Source organism: Nocardia brasiliensis IFM 10847 (genome assembly GCF_000710915.1).
Taxonomy (GTDB): Bacteria; Actinomycetota; Actinomycetes; order Mycobacteriales; family Mycobacteriaceae; genus Nocardia; species Nocardia brasiliensis_A.
In genome coordinates this window covers 1-18,478 of record NZ_BAUA01000185.1, presented here as the reverse complement: position 1 = coordinate 18,478, position 18,478 = coordinate 1, and the positions used below count along the sequence as shown (strand labels likewise).

The 18,478-nt window shown below is 68.0% G+C and carries 20 protein-coding genes and 1 pseudogene; 12 read left to right on the top strand and 9 right to left on the bottom strand.

Annotated features, from left to right (window positions below):
• Nucleotides 1–138 precede the first annotated feature (138 nt).
• Nucleotides 139–633, top strand: a complete 495-nt coding sequence (locus NBRGI_RS36115) for a hypothetical protein (RefSeq protein WP_029901655.1) — start codon at nt 139–141, stop codon at nt 631–633.
• A 285-nt stretch (nt 634–918) separates the two neighbouring features.
• Here NBRGI_RS36115 and NBRGI_RS36110 read toward each other — a convergent pair whose 3' ends face one another.
• On the bottom strand, nt 919–1,548 hold the full coding sequence (locus NBRGI_RS36110) for a hypothetical protein (RefSeq protein ID WP_235211215.1): 630 nt from the start codon (nt 1,546–1,548) through the stop codon (nt 919–921).
• An 84-nt stretch (nt 1,549–1,632) separates the two neighbouring features.
• On the opposite strand from NBRGI_RS36110, the gene NBRGI_RS36105 reads away from it, so the two are divergent.
• Nucleotides 1,633–2,451: an acyl-CoA thioesterase gene (locus tag NBRGI_RS36105; protein WP_029901653.1), complete on the top strand. Its 819-nt coding sequence runs from the start codon at nt 1,633–1,635 to the stop codon at nt 2,449–2,451.
• A gap of 79 nt (nt 2,452–2,530) precedes the next feature.
• On the opposite strand, the gene NBRGI_RS36100 is transcribed toward NBRGI_RS36105, so the two are convergent.
• On the bottom strand, nt 2,531–4,258 hold the full coding sequence (locus NBRGI_RS36100) for an APC family permease (RefSeq protein WP_436839285.1): 1,728 nt from the start codon (nt 4,256–4,258) through the stop codon (nt 2,531–2,533).
• A gap of 184 nt (nt 4,259–4,442) precedes the next feature.
• Here NBRGI_RS36100 and pdxT point away from each other — a divergent pair, with 184 nt between their 5' ends.
• Both pdxT and NBRGI_RS36090 read left to right on the top strand, forming a co-directional pair.
• A complete protein-coding gene (gene pdxT, locus NBRGI_RS36095; RefSeq protein ID WP_275451617.1) occupies nt 4,443–5,090 on the top strand; it encodes a pyridoxal 5'-phosphate synthase glutaminase subunit PdxT in 648 nt (215 codons plus the stop codon).
• 141 nt (nt 5,091–5,231) lie between these two features.
• A complete protein-coding gene (locus NBRGI_RS36090) occupies nt 5,232–5,984 on the top strand; it encodes a YebC/PmpR family DNA-binding transcriptional regulator (protein WP_029901650.1) in 753 nt (250 codons plus the stop codon).
• A gap of 64 nt (nt 5,985–6,048) precedes the next feature.
• On the opposite strand, the gene NBRGI_RS36085 is transcribed toward NBRGI_RS36090, so the two are convergent.
• The 3 genes from NBRGI_RS36085 to NBRGI_RS36075 all read right to left on the bottom strand — a co-directional run bounded on the left by NBRGI_RS36085 (nt 6,049) and on the right by NBRGI_RS36075 (nt 7,229).
• On the bottom strand, nt 6,049–6,537 hold the full coding sequence (locus tag NBRGI_RS36085) for an SRPBCC family protein (RefSeq protein WP_029901649.1): 489 nt from the start codon (nt 6,535–6,537) through the stop codon (nt 6,049–6,051).
• Nucleotides 6,534–6,890 (bottom strand): metalloregulator ArsR/SmtB family transcription factor, encoded by a 357-nt coding sequence (locus NBRGI_RS36080; RefSeq protein WP_029901648.1) that lies wholly within the window; start codon nt 6,888–6,890, stop codon nt 6,534–6,536. The genes NBRGI_RS36085 and NBRGI_RS36080 overlap by 4 nt, the downstream gene beginning before the upstream one ends.
• A 132-nt stretch (nt 6,891–7,022) precedes the next feature.
• Entirely contained in the window at nt 7,023–7,229 is a 207-nt protein-coding gene (locus tag NBRGI_RS36075; protein ID WP_029901647.1) for a DUF5988 family protein, read from the bottom strand.
• 201 nt (nt 7,230–7,430) lie between these two features.
• On the opposite strand from NBRGI_RS36075, the gene NBRGI_RS36070 reads away from it, so the two are divergent.
• A complete protein-coding gene (locus tag NBRGI_RS36070; protein WP_036562129.1) occupies nt 7,431–8,393 on the top strand; it encodes a GlxA family transcriptional regulator in 963 nt (320 codons plus the stop codon).
• 60 nt (nt 8,394–8,453) lie between these two features.
• Here the strand turns inward: NBRGI_RS36070 and NBRGI_RS36065 are convergent, their stop codons facing one another.
• Nucleotides 8,454–9,926, bottom strand: coding sequence for an alpha/beta hydrolase (locus tag NBRGI_RS36065; RefSeq protein WP_235211214.1), 1,473 nt, complete (start codon nt 9,924–9,926; stop codon nt 8,454–8,456).
• 335 nt (nt 9,927–10,261) lie between these two features.
• Here NBRGI_RS36065 and NBRGI_RS36060 point away from each other — a divergent pair, with 335 nt between their 5' ends.
• The 4 genes from NBRGI_RS36060 to ruvB all read left to right on the top strand — a co-directional run bounded on the left by NBRGI_RS36060 (nt 10,262) and on the right by ruvB (nt 13,230).
• Entirely contained in the window at nt 10,262–10,693 is a 432-nt protein-coding gene (locus NBRGI_RS36060; RefSeq protein ID WP_029901644.1) for an acyl-CoA thioesterase, read from the top strand.
• A 276-nt stretch (nt 10,694–10,969) separates the two neighbouring features.
• Complete coding sequence (ruvC, locus tag NBRGI_RS36055; protein ID WP_014986573.1) at nt 10,970–11,539, top strand: crossover junction endodeoxyribonuclease RuvC; 570 nt, start codon at nt 10,970–10,972, stop codon at nt 11,537–11,539.
• Complete coding sequence (gene ruvA, locus NBRGI_RS36050) at nt 11,536–12,138, top strand: Holliday junction branch migration protein RuvA (RefSeq protein WP_029901643.1); 603 nt, start codon at nt 11,536–11,538, stop codon at nt 12,136–12,138. The genes ruvC and ruvA overlap by 4 nt, the downstream gene beginning before the upstream one ends.
• 6 nt (nt 12,139–12,144) lie before the next feature.
• Nucleotides 12,145–13,230, top strand: a complete 1,086-nt coding sequence (gene ruvB, locus NBRGI_RS36045; protein ID WP_029901642.1) for a Holliday junction branch migration DNA helicase RuvB — start codon at nt 12,145–12,147, stop codon at nt 13,228–13,230.
• A 63-nt stretch (nt 13,231–13,293) separates the two neighbouring features.
• Here ruvB and NBRGI_RS36040 read toward each other — a convergent pair whose 3' ends face one another.
• The 3 genes from NBRGI_RS36040 to NBRGI_RS36025 form a co-directional block, all read right to left on the bottom strand.
• On the bottom strand, nt 13,294–14,070 hold the full coding sequence (locus tag NBRGI_RS36040) for a ribosomal RNA small subunit methyltransferase A (protein ID WP_268808462.1): 777 nt from the start codon (nt 14,068–14,070) through the stop codon (nt 13,294–13,296).
• 457 nt (nt 14,071–14,527) lie between these two features.
• Nucleotides 14,528–15,124 (bottom strand): DivIVA domain-containing protein, encoded by a 597-nt coding sequence (locus NBRGI_RS49790; RefSeq protein WP_042255887.1) that lies wholly within the window; start codon nt 15,122–15,124, stop codon nt 14,528–14,530.
• 148 nt (nt 15,125–15,272) lie between these two features.
• Nucleotides 15,273–15,938 (bottom strand): TetR/AcrR family transcriptional regulator, encoded by a 666-nt coding sequence (locus tag NBRGI_RS36025; RefSeq protein WP_081878372.1) that lies wholly within the window; start codon nt 15,936–15,938, stop codon nt 15,273–15,275.
• Nucleotides 15,939–15,974: 36 nt separating this feature from the next.
• Here NBRGI_RS36025 and NBRGI_RS36020 point away from each other — a divergent pair, with 36 nt between their 5' ends.
• From NBRGI_RS36020 to NBRGI_RS36010, 3 genes and pseudogenes are all read left to right on the top strand, one after another.
• Nucleotides 15,975–17,465, top strand: a complete 1,491-nt coding sequence (locus NBRGI_RS36020) for a flavin-containing monooxygenase (protein ID WP_029901638.1) — start codon at nt 15,975–15,977, stop codon at nt 17,463–17,465.
• 190 nt (nt 17,466–17,655) lie between these two features.
• A complete protein-coding gene (gene yajC, locus NBRGI_RS36015; protein WP_029901637.1) occupies nt 17,656–18,009 on the top strand; it encodes a preprotein translocase subunit YajC in 354 nt (117 codons plus the stop codon).
• 99 nt (nt 18,010–18,108) lie between these two features.
• Nucleotides 18,109–18,478: pseudogene (locus NBRGI_RS36010) on the top strand (protein translocase subunit SecD); the annotation flags it as partial.

Sequence of the window (18,478 nt, the reverse complement as noted above, 5' to 3'; positions counted from 1 at the left end):
CCCGGCCACATACGATCCTTACTGTTTCCACAATTGTGTTGACTACCTTCGCGTTTCGATGCCCGTCGACGCCGTTGGGTGGTTGGTGCCGCATCGCTGTCAGGTGACCTGTACCAGCCGAGCGCAAAGGACGAGTAGTTGAAGCTTCGTAAGACCGGACGTATAGCGATCGCGGGCCTGGCCGTGGTGGCCGCCCTGGGGCTCGCGGCCTGCGGCAGCGACGATCCGAAAGATCCGCCCAAGCCGTCGCGCACCACTACCAGCGCGACCGCCGCGCCGAACCTCCCCGCCACGCCCACCGCCGACCAGCTCAACGCCCTGCTGCAGCGCGCGCTGGACCCCGCGGTGCCGAGCGCGGAGAAGCTGGAACTCGTCCAAGGCATCGAAGCCGACCCCGATCTGCCCAACCGCCTCGCCCAGGCCTACAAGGACGCGAACGCCAAGGCCGAGGTCGTCGGCGTCACCGCCTTCGGCGAATCCGTCAGCGCCCAAGCGAAATTCACCATCGGCGACCAGACAAACATGGTCGACGTCCCCTTCGTCGCCGACGGCGGCAAATGGAAGGTCCAGAAAACCTGGGCCTGCCAAGCCCTCACCACCCTCGGCCAACAGTCCCCAGCCTGCGCCGCCTGAACCGTTGCTGCACAACCGATCACCAGGTAGCGGTGACGGCGGACTCTTGCCCGTTACCTGGTGATCAATCGACCAACGCGCGCATAGATCACCGGACGCAACAGCGGGCTGAGTCCTCGGTGTTTGGTGCAGACCTGGCATTCGCTCCCCACGTCGTTACGGTACCGGGGGCTCGGTGCCGGGGGAGCTCAGCGAGTGCGACATGTTGTTACCTAGATATTCGCATCTGACTATGTGGGTTCGGGATGGCGTGATCGGGTGAAGGGCAGAAAAGAAGCAGGGAGGTCAGTCGGGGAGGCGGAGGGCCGGGCGGGTGGGGTGGTCCCAGCGGGTGAAGAAGGTCGGGGTGGCGGGGGAGTCGTCGTGGTGGCGGAGGGCGGGGAGGGTCCAGTGGAGGTCGGGTGGGGTGGTTCGGCGCAGGGCCGGTTCGGACATGTCCAGGCGGATGGTGAGGTCGAAGGGGAGGGAGCGGCCGAGCAGCATGGGGCCCGCGATCAGTAGGACGGTGGCGGGCAGGGCGGTCCGGATGGTGGCGCGGGCGGAACGGTCGGTGGTCTCGTCCCAGAGGGCGGGCAGCCAGCGGCCGTCGGCGTGCAGTGCGTCGATCACCTCGCGGCGCAGCGCGTCATAGTCGAACCATGCGGTGCGGTAGGACAATTCGTCGCTGCCGAACTCCATGCGCAGGGAAGCCGGACGCACGTAGTCGTGCAGCGAAACCACCTCCGCGGGCCGGCCCGTGTCGCGCAGCGCGTCGGCGATCCGCCGCGCGAACTCGACGGGCGCCGCGGCATCCGCCCCGTCCACAGCGACCACCCGATACCCGCCCAACCCCCGCAAGCGATCGACAACCTGCGCGGCGAGAGCTTCCTGCGTGATCGGAACGAACTGCGGCACCACCCCATCCAACACGAACACCGACGCGAGTTCGGGAGTCGCCCGCCGATCGAGGAGCCAGTAGCCGGAGGTGGGCTGGGCGGCGGGGGGAGTTAATCTCAGCCCATGGCGACAATCGAAGAGGCGCTGGAGATCGAGCGGCTCGAGCGCGACATCTTCCGTGGCGCGTCCACGAAGACTCAGCTCCCGCGCACCTTCGGCGGCCAGGTTGCCGGCCAGGCGCTGGTGTCGGCGGTGCGCACGGTGGAGGAACGGTTCCAGGTGCATTCGCTGCACGGGTACTTTCTGCGTCCGGGCAACCCGGATCAGCCGACGGTGTATCTGGTGGAGCGGATCAGGGACGGTCGCTCGTTCTGCACTCGGCGGGTGACGGGTGTGCAGGACGGTGCCGCGATCTTCACCATGTCGGCCTCGTTCCACATCGGCGACGAAGGTCCGGAGCATCAGGACGAGATGCCGTCGGTGCAGGCGCCGGACGATCTGCCCGACGCGAGCATCACGATGAGCCCGGAACGCCTGTGGGCGATGCGGGAGTGGGAGCACTGGGACATCCGGACCGTTCCGCAGGAGCAGGTGGCGCGCCGCGACGGTGCGGTGTCGCAGCAGCAGGTGTGGTTCCGGTACCGGCATCCGCTGCCCGACGATCCGCTGTTCCACGTCTGCACGCTGGCGTACATGAGCGATATGACGTTGCTGGGCTCCTCGAAGGTCACCCACCCGGACGAGCAGACACAGAACGCGTCACTCGATCACGCGATGTGGTTCCTGCGCCCTTTCCGCGCCGACGAATGGTTGCTCTACGACCAGTCCTCCCCGTCCGCGGGCTTCGGCCGCGCCCTCACCGGCGGCAAGATCTTCAACCTCCGCGGCGAAATGGTCGCCGCCGTCGTCCAAGAAGGCCTCATCCGCACCCTGCGTGATTAGTCCTGCGGACGTTTGTCGACCGCGGGGTGTGGGTGTGGCCGACCCACACCACCGCGGCCGCCTGAATTCACTCAGGTTCTCAGCCCACCTGGACGCGCAGGTGGCAGACCACTGTGTCGGACATACGGCGGAGCACGCGTTCGAGTTCATCGCTGCGGTGACTGGGCAGGACCCGGTTCCAGCCGACGGGCGGGTCGACCTCGGCGATGACGACGACCTTGCGTCGGCCCGCGAAGTTCTCCCGCACGTAGCGCGCGACCGGCCCGCCGACGGTGGCGTCGCTGTCTTCGAGCAGCACGAGCCGGACCTCCGGATGCCACGCCTCCCACGCTTTGGTGAAGGCTTTCGCGGACTCGCCGGGCAGGCAGACATGCACCGCGACAACGTCTTTGCCGATCGACATGGCCGCGGACAGCGCCTCGCAACTGAGGTCGGACACTTCCGAGACCGGCACCACGATGACGGCTTCGCGGGCGCGCGGTGGCGGCGGCACCTCGTCGGAGCGCCGGAATTCGCCGATCTTGCGGTAGGCGCCGCGAATTCGTTCCATGCCGACCACCAGTGCGGGCAGGATCAACACGATCAGCCAGGCCCCCGCGGTGAATTTCATCGCGGTGGTGACGATCGCGGCGACGAAGGTGAGCGCCGCGCCGAACCCGTTGAGCGCCAGCCGGGCCCGCCAGTTCGCCGTCCTGGCGATCCACCAGTGCCGCACCATGCCGACCTGCGCGATGGTGAAGCCGACGAACACCCCGATCGCGAACAGCGGAACCAGCGCGTTCATATTGCCGTTGGCGCCGGCCAGCAGCACGCCGGCGGCGACGGCGAGGGTGAGCACGCCGTACCGGTACACCTGTCGCGGCGAGCGGACCGCGAACCGGTGCGGCAGGCAGTTGTCGTCGGCGAGGATCTTGGTGAGGGTGGGCAGCCCGCCGTAGGAGGTGTTCGCGGCCAGCGCCAGCAGCACCACGGTCGCGAATTGCACCACGTAGTAACCGATTCCGTGCCCGAGCGCGGCCTCGGTGAGCTGGGACAGCACCGTGGTCCCGTCGATCGGACGCACCTCGAATTTCTCGATCAGCACCGCGAGCCCGATCAGCATGACGCCGAGCAGAGCGCCGAGCGCGACCTCGGCTCGTTGCGCGCGAACCACTTTCGGCGCTTCGAAGCTGGGTACCGCGTTCGCGATCGCCTCGACGCCGGTCAGTGCGGCGCACCCGCTGGAGAACGCCTTGAGCAGCAACAGAACTCCGACGGTGTGCGCGTCGAGCACGGTCGCGGCGCCCTGGCTGACGCTCGCGGGTTCGGTGCGCAGCAACCCGGCGACGATCACGGTCAGGATGCCTGCCACGAAGATCACGGTCGGCACCATGAAAGCCCGCGCGCTCTCGGTGATCCCGAGCAGGTTCAGCGCGGTGATCCCGGCCAGCACGACCAGGCAGATCCACAGCGTGTACGGCAGGAGTGCTGGAAAGGCCGAGGTCAGCGCCGCGACACCGGCGGCGATCGAGACGGCGACGTTCAAGACGTAGTCGATGATCAAGGAGGCCGCGGCGGTGAGGCTGGTGCGATGCCCGAGGTGCGCTTTCGCCACCGCGTAGGCCCCGCCACCGTTCGGAAACGCCGCGATGACCTGCCGATAGGACGCGACGAGGACCGCGAGCAGCGCCGCGATCGCCAGCGTCACCGGCAGGGTCAGGCCGAGCCCCGCGCCGCCCGCGGCGGCCAGGACCAGCACGATCGCCTCCGGTCCGTACGACACCGACGCCATCGCGTCCAGCGATAGTCCGGCCAGGCCGGTCGGCACGGTGAGTCCTCGGCGGGCCGGGGCAGGACTCGCATCTGCGCGCGGTGCGGGTACTTTGCGCGGCAACACAGCAATCACACGGTCGAGTGTCATCCCGCCCACGGCCGCCTGCCCCCGGCGTTGACGGAACCCTGACGGACACCGTGAGCAGGCCCACACCGTGGCGGACCGTAAACTTTTCCGGGTGAACGCTTCCCCGGTCGCCGCACCTACCGTCGCGGACCCCGTGCCGTCGCGTCCGACCGTGGGCGTGCTGGCTCTGCAGGGCGATGTCCGCGAGCACATTGCGGCGCTCGAACACTGCGGCGCGGAGCCGGTTCTGGTGCGCCGCGCGTCGGAGTTGGCCGCGGTGGACGCGCTGGTGCTGCCGGGCGGCGAATCGACCGCGATCAGCAAGCTGCTGGAAGCCTTCGAACTGCTGGAACCGGTGCGGGCGCGACTGCGTGACGGCATGCCCGCCTTCGGTTCCTGCGCGGGCATGATCCTGCTCGCCGACGAGGTGCTCGACACCAGGCCCGACGCGAAGCATCTGTCGGGTATCGATATGACGGTGCGCCGCAACGCGTTCGGGCGACAGGTCGACTCCTTCGAGGTCGACCTGGAGTTCACCGGCCTGGACGACGGCCCGGTGCGGGCGGTGTTCATCCGCGCGCCGTGGGTGGAACGCGCGGGCGACGGCGTCGAGGTGCTCGCGACCGTGCCCGACGGACCGTTCGCCGGGCGCATCGTGGCTGTGCGGCAAGGCAACGTGCTGGCGACGTCGTTCCATCCCGAGGTCACCGGCGATCTGCGGGTGCACCGCCTGTTCGTCGACCTGGTGCGAGCCGCGTAGTCCGCACGCTCGCCGAATTCCGCCGCAGGGCTGCGGTCGGACTCGGTCCGGTGGCGTCCACTAAGCTGGAGAAGTTGTCCTTCCGGCTCGGCCGGTACGGTACAACCACAAAACGTGCCATCGACCTGAAGGAAGTAGGGAATGAGCGGCCACTCCAAATGGGCCACCACCAAGCACAAGAAGGCGGGGATCGACGCGAAGCGCGGCAAGCTCTTCGCCAAGTTGATCAAGAACATCGAGGTGGCGGCCCGCACGGGTGGTAGTGACCCCGCAGGCAACCCGACACTCTACGACGCCATCCAGAAGGCAAAGAAGTCGTCGGTGCCCAACGACAACATCGAACGCGCCCGCAAGCGCGGTGGTGGTGAGGAAGCCGGCGGCGCCGACTGGCAGACCATCATGTACGAGGGCTACGGCCCCAACGGTGTCGCCGTGCTGATCGAGTGCCTGACCGACAACCGCAACCGCGCCGCGGGCGAGGTTCGTGTCGCGATGACCCGCAACGGCGGCAACATGGCCGATCCGGGCTCGGTGTCCTACCTGTTCCACCGCAAGGGCGTGGTGACGCTCGAGAAGAACGGCCTGTCCGAGGACGACGTGCTGATGGCCGTGCTCGACGCGGGCGCCGAGGAGGTCAACGACCTCGGTGAATCGTTCGAGATCATCAGCGAGCCGGGCGACCTGATCCCGGTGCGCAAAGCCTTGCAGGCCGCCGAAATCGATTACGACTCCGCCGAATCCGGCTTCCAGCCGTCGGTGTCGGTCGCGGTCGACGCCGACGGCGCGCGCAAGGTGTTCAAGCTGGTCGACGCGCTCGAGGACAGCGACGACGTACAGAACGTGTACACGAACGTCGATATCTCGGACGAGGTGCTGGCCGAACTCGACGAATGACGTACAGAACGTCACAGCATCATATGGTCGATATCTCGGACGAGGTGCTGGCCGAGCTCGTCGACTAGAGCTCGTCGTAATACTGCTGCATCGCGGGGTAGTACTCCTCGAAATCGGGGCGGTCCGTGTTTTCGCGGGCCGCCCCGAGTGCGTCCAGGTAGTACTCCCAGCCGGGGCCGACCTGGCCGATCGGCGCTTCGGGCTCGAGATGGTGGGTGAAGACCAGTTCGGTGACGCCGTCGGTCTCGGTGAGCACGACCTCCAGCTGCCAGGTGCCGAAATCGTCCTCGGTGGTGAGGGCGAGGCGGCGCGGCGGTTCGCACGCGTCGATCTGCGCGTCGCACCAGCCGGCGCCCTCTTCGAACAGCATCTGCACCTTGATCCGGCTGCCCGCGCCCGGCGTGCCCTCCCACGGGCCGAACCAGCGTGCGGTGCGGTCGGATTCGGTGACGCTGGCCCAGACGTCGGCGATGGGCGCGCGATAGGTCCGGGTGAGGATGAGATCGCGGCGGCCGCCGGTGCGATCGACGCGGCCGGTGGGGGTGCGGGTCATGCGGTGTTCTCCTTCGGTTCGGTCTGCCGGGCCCGGTGCTCGCGGCGCGTGCGGTAGACCTCGGTGTCGAGTGCGTCGAGCCTGCGCTCCCACGCGGAAGTGGTGTCGAAGCGAGCGATCCACGCGGCGAGGTCGCCGAGCGGGGCCGGGTCGAGCAGGTAGAACCGCTGCCTGCCGACGAGTTCGGCATGCACCAGGCCACTTTCGCGCAGGACGCGCAGGTGCCTGCTCACCGCGGGTCTGCTGATCTCGAACTGCTGGGCGATATCCCCGGCGGTGAGCCGGGTGTCCCGCAGCATCTCGAGGATCTGCCTGCGCACCGGATCGGCAATCGCGCCTGCTATTTCGTCCACGGGACTGCTTCTTCCACGGCGAAAGCGTAACCACTTGGTTACGCTTTTGTCCAGGGTGCAGACCGGCGGAGTTCCGGGAAGGCGGGCCGGTCGCTCGACGACGACCGGCCACGCTGGTCGATTACGCCCGCATCACTCCGGGATCGGGGTGCGATCGCACCATTCGTAGACGCGCAACCGCCCCTCGGGGGTGTCCTGCTCCCGCGCGGTGACCTTGAAGTGTTCGTACGCGCCTTGATGCTTGACCTTCAACTCGATCCCCGGCGGGGTGATGGGAACGATGCGCGCGGGCATGTCTTTCGGCCCGCCCTCGAGGACAGCCTTCACAACAGTGCTCATCATCGGATGGTAGAAGCGTGCAGGCCCCGATTTGGCGGATTCAGGCAAGCGCCGCGCGGAAAAATATTCGGTTTCAGACCGCTGCGGCCGTAAGTGTCGGGGTGTTCCGAGCGCTGGGGGTCTATGGGTCGGCCAGCGCCTGCCGAACGGCCGAGAGCCGCGGCGAACGGCATGATCACCGTTTCCCAATATGATCGTGCCATGCAGTCTGCCGCAGTCCATCGGGTGGTCGTGCTTGCTTTGGACGGGGTCTATCCGTTCGAGCTCGGCATCCCCAACCGGGTTTTCGGCAGTGCGAGCGGGCGCTACGAGATCCGCACCTGCTCGATCGACGGGCGACCGGTGCGCACCAGCGCGGACTACGCGATCGCCGTCGAGCACGACAGCGGCCTGCTCGCGACCGCGGACACGGTGGTGGTTCCCGCCTGCGATATCCGGATGACCCTCGGTGGCGCACTGCCACCGCCGGTGCGTGCCGCGTTCGCCAGGATCCGGCCCGGTGTCAGGATCGTGGCGATCTGCACCGGCTCCTTCGTCCTCGCGGCCGCCGGACTGCTCGACGGGCGACCCGCGACCACGCATTGGCGCGAGACCGAGCGGTTCCGGCGCACTTTCCCGAAGGTCCTGCTCGATCCCGATGTGCTCTATGTCGACGACGATGACGTGCTCACCTCCGCAGGGGCGGCAGCGGGGCTCGATGTGTGCCTGCACGTGGTGCGGCGCGATCACGGCAGCGCGGTCGCCAACGCGGTGGCGCGCCGGTGCGTGGTGCCGCCGTTCCGCGAGGGTGGTCAGGCGCAGTACATCGAACAGCCGGTGCCGCCGTCGACCTCGGCGGGAACGGCAGCCGCCCGGGAATGGGCGCTGGCGAACCTGCACCTTCCGCTGACCATCGACGAACTCGCCGACCGTGCGCGCATGAGCAAGCGCACCTTCGCCCGTCGCTTCAGCGACGAAGTGGGGATGAGCCCGGGACGCTGGCTCATCCAGCAACGCCTCTTCCGTGCGCGGCACCTCCTGGAATCGACCGACCTGACCATCGACCGGATCGCGGGTGAGGTCGGTTTCGCGACCGGCACGTCATTGCGCCAGCACTTGAACGACGCGATCGGGGTCTCGCCCAACGCTTATCGGCGGACGTTCCGGGCCGGGGCAGTGCGCTGAACATCCCGCGTGCAGCGTGTCCGCGCCGGCCTTGTGCGCACGCGCCAGTTCTGGTGCGTTTCAGGAGGTCGGGACGGGCAGTCCGAGGCGGGCGACTAGCCAGGGGAACGACGAGGTGAACGCGGCAGCGGCGAATTGCCAGGTGTGCCCGCCCTGAGTGGTGTGGATGGTGCAATCGATCCCGACTTCTCGTCCTTGCGCGCACAGTTTTTCGGCCGCACCCACCTCGCCGGTGTCCTGGATGCCGTCGTGGCCGCCGATCCCGGCGGTGTCGTCCTCGGCCGGGGGACGCGCAGCTGCGCCTGCCGCACCGTGGTCGCCGCGCGGCGAATTTCGGCTGGGCGGTGTCAGGTCGTCGAAAAGCCCTGCGGTGCCCGTGTATCGGCCGTGCGCGGCCATCACCGTGAGCGGGTCGAAGGCCGCCCACTGCGCGGCGTCGCCGCCGAACAATCGCGCGACGGTCTGGTCTTCGGTGCCCGAGGCAGGCCCGAGATCGCCTGCGATATCGACGAAAGTGTGCACCAATTCCGGATGCATCACCGCCAGGTCGACCGCGCAGGTGCCCCCCATCGACCAGCCGACCACCGCCCACTGCGCCGGATCGGTCGCCGCGGCGAACCGGGATTCCAGGTAGCTCGGCACATCTCGGGTCAGATGGTCGGCGGCGTCGCCGCGCGGACCGTTCACGCATTCGGTGTCGTTGTTGAAACTCCCGCTGGCGTCGACGAATACGAGAATCGGCGCGCGACCGCCGTCGGCCGTGGTGAACGCGTCGACGGCGGGCATGATCTGCCCGCTGCGAATCCAGTCGGCAGGGGTGTTGAACTCGCCGCCGATCATCATCACCACCGGCAAGGTCGGCGGCGTCGGACCGGCGAACCAGGCGGGCGGCAGATAGACGTATTCGGTGCGATGCGGAAAATCGCTGCCCGCGTCGGGAATTCGGACCGGCACGATCTTGCCGGTGGTGACGCCGGTATTGCGCAACCCGTCCAGCGTGTCGAGATCGGTCTGCTGCGGTAACGGTCCGGCGGTGAGCGCACCCCAGGCCGACTGCACCGTCGGGTAGTAGCCGACCCACTGGTTCAGCACGACTCCGGTACTCAGCAGCGCCAGCGGAATCGCAAGCGCCGCAACGCCACGCCGCCACCACGGCGCGCCGCGCCAGCCGAGCACGAGTACGCCCAGCGCCGCGACCGTCCCGCCGACGCAGGCCCACAGCATTGCGGGCGCCGGATCGGACGCCAGCCCTTGATCGGTCACGTACCACCGCGCGACCAGCGCGCCCACCACGCCCAGCAGCAGACAGACCGGCACCTGGACCAGCCACCAGCGCCGCGTCCACCGTGCCACCGCGACCAGCAGAAACGCCACCGCGACGAGCTCGATCGTCAGCGGCAGCCAGCCGTGCAGTAGCGCGATCCCATGGTGAAAGGTGTTCTGGTAGTTCGGATTCAGCTGCGCCGACGGCAACTGCGGAGCGGGCGGCGCCGGGTTCACGGGCGCGGCGATCAGCACACCAGAGGCAGACACGTACGGCATTGTCGACACCGTTCCTCGAGACACCCTGTGAATCGACTACCAGCCCCCTGTGCGCCGCCGACCCCCGCCCGCCGCGCACCGGGCGCATGCCGCAGCGCGGTCGCGGCTGATCGAGTGGCGTGAGACGGGCATCGACCGCATCCGCAACCGGCCGCGCAGGCTGTGCGCGGGCGGGTTGATGAGGTCGTGCGCGGTGCGGTCCAGCGCCAGGTTGAGTTACTCGGCGAGCGCGGAGGGTTGCGGGTGCGGATGGTCGACTGCGTCGAAGGACGGTGCGCGCGACGAGTGGGGGAAATGTGTCGGTGGGGGCTGGCATAGTGCCGAGCGTGTCTTTCAGTACGCGGATCGAAGTGCGGGTGTCGGATCTGGATCCACAGTTGCACGTGACGGGTGCCGCCTATCACCAGTACGCCGATCACGCGCGGTTCGCGTGCGTGCAGGCAGCGGGCGTTTCGGTGGAGGAGTTGATCGCCGCGGGCTTCGGGCCGGTGAATCTCGAGACGACCATCAAGTTCCATCGGGAACTGCGCGGCGGTGACGCGGTCGACGTGTCCTGCGTGTGGTTGTGGGGGACCGGCAAGACCTACCGCGTCGAACACCTACTGACCCGCGCCGACGGCGTCCACGCCGCCACGGTCACCCACGTGAGCGGTCTCCTCGACCTCGGCGCCCGCAAACTCGTCACCGACCCGGCCCGCGAATGGTCCGCCCGCGCCCGCACTCCGGAACTGCTCGGCCTACCGAACGCAGTGGTGTAGGCCCTGTCTCGAAGTCCCATCCGGCGCCGCCGCGGTTCATTTGCCGCCTGGCGGCGTTGTCGTCGTCGCCGATACAACCCCGGAAGCGGCTCCTCCTCCGTTTTGTCAGGCGGCGAGCTGAACCGCGGATGCATCCGGCCGGACTTCGAGACGGCATCGTGCCGAGCGTGTGGTCAAGGCCTGCCGGCGCGGCCGGTGCCCGTGTCGCTGGGGCACCGAACCCCTTGCCTCCGCTACACTCTCGAACAGTTGTTCGTAGCTGCGAGAGGGGAATTCGTGCGGGTGATGGGTGTCGATCCCGGGCTCACCCGGTGCGGCCTCAGCATCGTCGAGGGCGGGCTGGGGCGGAAGGTGACCGCGATCGACGTCGACGTGGTCCGCACCCCCGCCGACATGGACCTCGCCCAGCGACTACTGCAGGTCGCCGACGCCGCCGAACACTGGATGGACACGCACAAACCGGGGGCCGTCGCGATCGAACGCGTCTTCGCCCAGCACAATGTGCGTACCGCGATGGGCACCGCGCAGGCGGGCGGCGTGATCGCGCTGGCGGCCGCGCGCCGCGGCATCCCGGTCATGTTCCACACGCCCAGCGAGGTGAAGGCCGCGGTCACCGGCAACGGCACCGCGGACAAGGCGCAGGTCACAGCCATGGTGACCCGCATCCTCGGCTTGCAGGTCGCGCCGAAGCCCGCCGACGCGGCGGATGCGCTGGCGCTGGCCATCTGCCATTGTTGGCGGGCGCCGCTGCTGGAGCGCATGGCCAAGGCCGAGGCCCGCGCGGCCGAGGCGCAGCGCAAGTACGCGGAACGGCTTGCCGAACAACGGAAGGCGGTACAGAGGTGATCGCGTCGGTTCGCGGCGAGGTGCTCGAGATCGCCCTCGACCACACGGTGATCGAGGCGGCGGGCATCGGCTACCGCCTCAACGTCACGCCCGCGACGCTGTCCACGCTGACCCGGGGCGAGGAAACCCGGCTGTACACCGCGATGATCGTCCGCGAGGATTCGATGACGCTGTACGGTTTCGCCGACACCGAGGCCCGCGACCTGTTCGGCCTGTTGCAGACGGTGTCCGGGGTCGGCCCGCGGCTGGCGATGGCGGTGCTCGCGGTGCTGGAACCCGAAGCGCTGCGCAAGGCGCTCGCGGAAAGCAATGTCGCCGCGCTCACCCGCGTGCCCGGTATCGGTAAGCGCGGCGCCGAGCGCATGGTGGTCGAGCTGCGGGACAAGGTGAATCTCGTTCCGGTGCAGTCCGGTCCGCCCGGTGCGACCGCGGCGGTCGTCACGCCCGTGCGCGATCAGGTGGTCGAGGCGCTCACCGGTCTTGGTTTCCCGGTCAAACAGGCGGAGCAGGCGATCGACTCCGTCCTGGCCGAACAGCCTGCCGCCGGCACGTCCGCGGCGCTGCGGGCCGCGCTCAACCTGCTCGGCAAGAATCGGTAGTCGAACATGGATCACGATGAAGACGAAGCGCCCGAATCCCAGGTCACGTCCAGCTATTTGAAATCCGACGGCGAGATCGAAGCCAGCCTGCGCCCGAAATCGCTGGACGACTTCATCGGTCAGCCTCGGGTGCGTGAGCAACTCGCGCTGGTGCTGCGCGGCGCGAAACAGCGTGGTGGCACTCCGGATCACGTACTGCTGTCCGGTCCGCCCGGGCTCGGCAAGACCAGCATGGCGATGATCATCGCGGGGGAGCTCGGCACCGCGCTGCGCATCACCTCCGGGCCCGCGCTGGAACGGGCGGGTGATCTGGCCGCGATGCTCAGCAACCTGGTCGACGGCGACGTGCTGTTCATCGATGAGATCCACCGGATCGCCCGCCCCGCCGAGGAGATGCTGTATCTCGCGATGGAGGATTTCCGGGTCGACGTCGTGGTCGGCAAAGGTCCGGGCGCGACCTCGATTCCGTTGGACATCGCCCCGTTCACGCTGGTGGGCGCGACAACTCGGTCCGGTGCGCTGACCGGTCCGCTGCGGGACCGTTTCGGTTTCACCGGGCACATGGACTTCTACGAGCCCGCCGAACTGCTGCGCATCCTGCAGCGGTCGGCGCAGATCCTCGGCGTCGAGATCGACCACGACGCGGCCGCCGAGATCGCGGGTCGCTCGCGGGGCACGCCGCGCATCGCGAACCGCCTGCTGCGTCGCGTCCGCGACTATGCGGAGGTCCGCGCCGACGGCATGATCACCCAGTCGATCGCGCAGGCGGCGCTCGAGGTGTACGACGTCGACGTGCTCGGCCTGGACCGTCTGGACCGCGCAGTGCTTTCGGCGCTGGTCCGCAGTTTCGGCGGCGGCCCGGTCGGTGTCTCGACGCTCGCTGTCGCGGTAGGAGAAGAAGCCGCGACCGTCGAGGAGGTCTGCGAGCCGTTCCTCGTCCGCGCGGGTATGGTCGCACGCACCCCGCGCGGCCGCGTAGCCACCGCCGCCGCCTGGGAACACCTCGGCCTCGTCCCACCCCCCGACCTCGTCTTCGGCTCCATCGAAGTCCGCGGCCGCGACCCCCAACCCACCCTCGACCTGTTCGAATAGTCGCCGCCCCAAGACGTCTCGCACCGTCGGGGCCGCTCCACCGAAGCAGAGCGGCCCCATCGGTTACGGATTCAGGTGCTCGTGTAGCCGCACCCAGTCCGTAGGGTGCACGGCATCGGCGGTGGTGTCGGGGGCGATGCCCGTGACGTGCAGTGCTTCGTCCACGTCTGGATAACGTGTGCGCAGGGCGGTGGCCAGCGGCAGGTGTGTGTCGGCGAACCCTGAGTGCACCAGGGTGGCGTACGAATCTTGGTCGTGTACCAAGGGTTTCGTGCGGCGGTGGATGCGCAGGATCGCGGTGTCGGTGGTGAGTGCGGGTCGGAACGCGGTCCGGGCCAGCGGGCCGTGTAGTTGCCAGTCGAACCGTGGCCAGTTCGTCGAGGTGACGAGATCCCAGTGTCCGTTCTGCCCGACGTACGCGTGCGCGTATTCCTGGGGGACCACCAGGGTCGCCGAGGTGAGCGTGGACGCGGCCAGGCACCAGTCGACGATCCGCGCGGTCGCCGCGAGCGGAATGCTCCCGACGACGGCGAACGGTTCACGCGGCGGCTTGGCTTTGGTGAAATCGGCTCGTACCACACGTATTCCGTTGTCTACGCGGGTGCGTGCCGAGAGCTTCGCGGCCGACAGCGGATCCGGTTCGTACGCGGTGACCTGTGCCCCGTGCTGAGCCAGCGCTCGGGTGAGCAGTCCGTCTCCCGGGTGGGGTTCGAGCACCGCGCCATTCGGGTCGGCCACCGCCAGGATCGATTCCACGGCTGCCTGGCTCACCAGAAGATGCTGGGAACGCGCCTGTCTGACACGGTCTTTCGACGGACGACCACCGCCGCCGTTCTTCACCTTGCCCTGGGTATGCGAGTAATTCCGGTATGCAAAATCTTGCGCCACAGCGCTTGCCCCTTTCGGGTCTTCGAGTCGGATGAGTCTCGAAGGGCCCTGGGCGCGCTCGCGGACGCCGAAGTAGTTCTCTCCGCGTCCGCTAGCGGGCCAGAGCCCGGGCGCTGCGGAGACGGATGAAGTACGGGGCGGCGAAGCAATGCATGCCGGTCACGTTATGGACGACACCCGCGACCCCGCAACCGAATTATTCGGCGATGCGATCGAGGGCGTCCGCCGTATATCGACGTTCGCGAAATATGAGCAGCAGCCATGCGGACCGAACTCTCCGCGCGCCCGCCGCGGGAGTCACCGACGGCAATGGCCGCGTGGACCATCGCCGCACGACCGCCGAGGAACTCGAGTCGGCCACTGTCTCGAAGTCCGATCCGGCGCCTCCACCCGGACTGCGAGGCAGGGTCTAGTCGGCGTCGCGGTGCAAGGTCCAGCGGTGGTGCTGGTGCTCGGCGTGCTCCAGGGCGGTGACCACCAGGTCGGCGAAGGCGTCCACTTCGTCGCGCTGATAACCGCGGGTGCCCAGGCGCGCTTCGGTGAAACGCACCGCGCGCACGTCCGCGACGGTCAGGCTGCCCGGTCCGCCATGGGCCAGCGTCGCCGCGACCAGATCGAGGAACGCGTCGACTTCTTCTTCGTTGTAGCCACGCCGACCGACCGGCGCCTGGGTGAAACGCATGCGCTGCACATCATCCGGCGTGAGCATCGCGGGTCCGTTGCCCGAGGGCGCGGGGCGCACCCCGCGCTGGCGCATTTCCAGTTCGATGCGCACCTGGTCCAGGTATTCGTCGACCTGATCCGCGCGATAGCCGCGCCCGCCGGGGCGCGGTGCGTCGAACGTGACGTGCCGCAGATCGTCGGCCGCCAGCGCGCCGCGGCCCGCCATGGTCGCGGCGACCAGATCGAGGAAGGCGTCCACCTCGTCGGCGTGGTAGCCACGCTGGCCGAATGGTGGTGTCGCGAAACTGATCCGGCTCACATCCTCGGGGGTCACGGGCGACATTCTGTCAGGCCCGATGCGCCCGGCCGACGGAATGTGCGGTTTTCGTACTCCCTGGTCTCTTGTGACCACGAGCGGCCCCCTGGGCGACGCGACGGAACTTTGTCCTCACCATAACGTGGGGGAGCGCGTCAGGGGGCTTGTCGTGTGCTCAATCTTTGCGGACGCCGTCGATGAGCAGTCGCCGGATCGCCTCGTTCAATCCGCGCAGGGTGGCTTCGTCGGTATCGCGCAGGCCGTGCACGATGCCGGCGAGCAGCATGCCGGTGACGGCGCGGGCGGTGTTGACGGTGTCGAGATCCGCTCGCAGATAACCGAGTTCGACGCCGTGCTCGAGGTAGCCGGCGGTCAGCGCGTCGGCCATGTCGAGCAGGCCGTAGAGGCGCGCGGTGAGCTCGTCGTCGATGCCGGGGGCGTGCACGAGCAGCAGCTGGGCCACTCGGCGATCGCCCATCAGGATATGCGTCAGCGCCTGGCCGATCCGGTCGGTCTGCGCGCGGTACTCGTCGAGCGTGGTCGCGGCGTCCGGTGCGTTGTCGGTGCCGAGTGTGTCGATGATCTTCGCCGAGAGGTCGTCGATGACGTGGTCGATGATGTCGCGCTTGTTGCTGAAGTACCGGTAGAAGGTGCCGTGCCCGATGCCGAGCTGGCCGACGATATCGGCGATGCCGGTGGCGTGATAGCCCTTCTCGGAGAAGCAGACGAAAGCGGTGTCGATGATTTCCTGCCGCAGCTCGGCTTTGCGGCGTTCAGCACGCGTCAATGGCTTCGTCACCACGCCAATGATACAGTCGTCACAAACGGAATGATGTGTCATTCCGTGAGAAGCGGTTCACAAATCTGGAGGTTCGGAGTGGCGCCTCAGTACGACGCGGTCGTGGTCGGTGCGGGATTCGGTGGCATGGGCGCGGGCATCGAGCTCGATCGGCTCGGCCTGAGCAATTACGTGATCCTCGAACGCGAGGACGACCTCGGCGGGACCTGGCATGTGAACCATTACCCGGGGCTCGCGGTCGACATCGCGTCGGTCACCTACTCGTACTCGTTCGAGCCGAACCCGTACTGGACGCGGCTGTTCGCGCCGGGTGCCGAGCTGAAGAAGTACGCGAGCCACATCGCCGAGAAGTACGGCCTGCGCCGGCGCATGCGCTTCGGCACCGTGGTCGACGGCGCCCGCTGGGACGAAGAGCACCAGCAGTGGGTGGTGTCCATCGCCGGTGGCGAAACCCTCACGGGCCGTTACCTGCTCACCGCGACCGGCTTCCTGTCCCAGCCGTACACCCCGCCGTTCCCCGGCATCGACACCTTCGCCGGCAAGATCATCCACACCACCGCGTGGGAGGACGATTTCGACCTCACCGGCCGCAAGGCCGCGATCATCGGCACCGGCGCGACCGCCGTGCAGCTGGTGCCCGAGGTGGCCAAGAAGGCGCAGGCGCTCACGGTCTTCCAGCGCACGCCGATCTGGGTGGTGCCGAAGATCGACGCCGCGATTCCGGGTCCGGTGCAGAAGCTCTTCGAAAAGGTCCCCGCCACCCAGAAAGCGGCGCGGCTGTTCAACACCAGCCTGCTCGAGGCGCTGATGGTGGTCGGTGTGCTGCACTACAAGCAGGCCAAGTTGCTGAACAAGGGCGCGGGCGTGCTCGCCAAGGCGCACCTGCGGGCCTCGGTGCGGGACAAGGAAACCCGCAAGCAGCTCACCCCGCACTACGACTTCGGCTGCAAGCGCCCCACCTTCTCCAACAGCTACTTCCGCACGTTCAACCAGCCGAACGTGCGCCTGGAGACCAACTCGATCGAGCACATCGAACCGGACGGCATCGTCACCGCCGGCGGGCACAAGACCGAGATCGACACGCTGATCCTGGCCACCGGCTTCAACCTGTGGGACGTGAACTTCCCCGCCATCGAGATCATCGGCCGCGACGGCGTCAACCTCGGAAAGTTCTGGCGGGACAATCGCTTCCAGGCCTACGAGGGCATCACCGTGCCGAAGTTCCCGAACTTCCTCAGCCTCAACAGTCCGTACTCCTACAGCGGTCTGTCGTACTTCACCACCATCGAGGCGCAGATGAAGCACATGGGCAGGCTCTTCGGCGAGCTGCGTCGCCGCGGCGAGCAGACCTTCGAGGTGACCGAGCAGGCCAACGCGAGCTTCCTGGATCGGGTCACCGACAAGCTCGGTTCCTCGGTGTTCTACGGCGGCGACTGCTCCACCGCGCGCAGCTACTACTTCAACCAGCACGGTGAAGCGGCCCTGCTGCGCCCCACCAGCACCCTCAACGCGCACCGGGAGGCCGTCAGCTTCCCGCTCGACGACTACGTCTACGGCAAGAGCGCCTGAACGCCGACGTTGCGCGGGCCCTGCCGGACCTCTCCGGCGGGGCCCGTCACCGTTCGCGACGAGTTCCGCGGTCCCCAGAGGCGATGTCGCCGCTCCCCAGCGGGTGTGCCGGTGTGGCGGCGGCGACACGAACTGGCAGACTGTGGGTACTTACCCATCCCACCGACAAGACTAGGGACTGACTTCGACGATGGAACTTCTGTTTCCGCTGCTGCTGGTAGCCCTGCTCGTGCCGATGTTCCTCGGTGTCCGCCGTCAGAAGCGGGAAGCCGCCAAGGTCACGGAGATGCAGGACAGCCTCAAGGTCGGCGACCAGGTCATCACCACGTCGGGGCTGTACGGCACCGTCGTCGATCTCGACGACGCCACGGTCGATCTCGAGATCGCCGAGGAGGTCGTGACCACCTGGCTGCGCGCGGCCATCCGCGAGGTACGCACCGACGACGACGCGACGAGCACCGACGAGAGCCCGGTCGACGCGCCTGCGGTCGAGGCCATCGAGGAATCCGCCGAGCAGACCGAAACCCGGCTGACCAAAGATTGATCGTCGGCCCGCGCGCCGGGCACCGCTACGGTGGTGCCCGGCGCCACCGGTGTGCCCACTTGTTCCACTCTCGACTTCCCGCCTAGGAGATGACGTACTGTGCCACCTTCCCAGGGATCGGCGCATCCGCTCCGGCTGCTCGGCGTCTACGCCGCGCTGCTGGCCGTGATCTATGCGCTGGTGTTCTTCACCGGTGACTCCCCGCAACCGAAGCTCGGCATCGACCTCCAGGGCGGTACCCGGGTCACGCTGACCGCGCGAACGCCGGACGGCAACAAGCCGAGCCAGGACAGTCTGCGTAAGGCACAGACCATCATCGAGAACCGCGTCAACGGTCTCGGCGTGCTGGGTTCCGAAGTCGTCATCGACGGAGACAACCTGGTCATCACCGTGCCGGGCGACGACGGCGCGCAGGCGCGCACGATGGCGACCACGGCCAAGCTGCTCATCCGTCCGGTGCTGCAGGCAG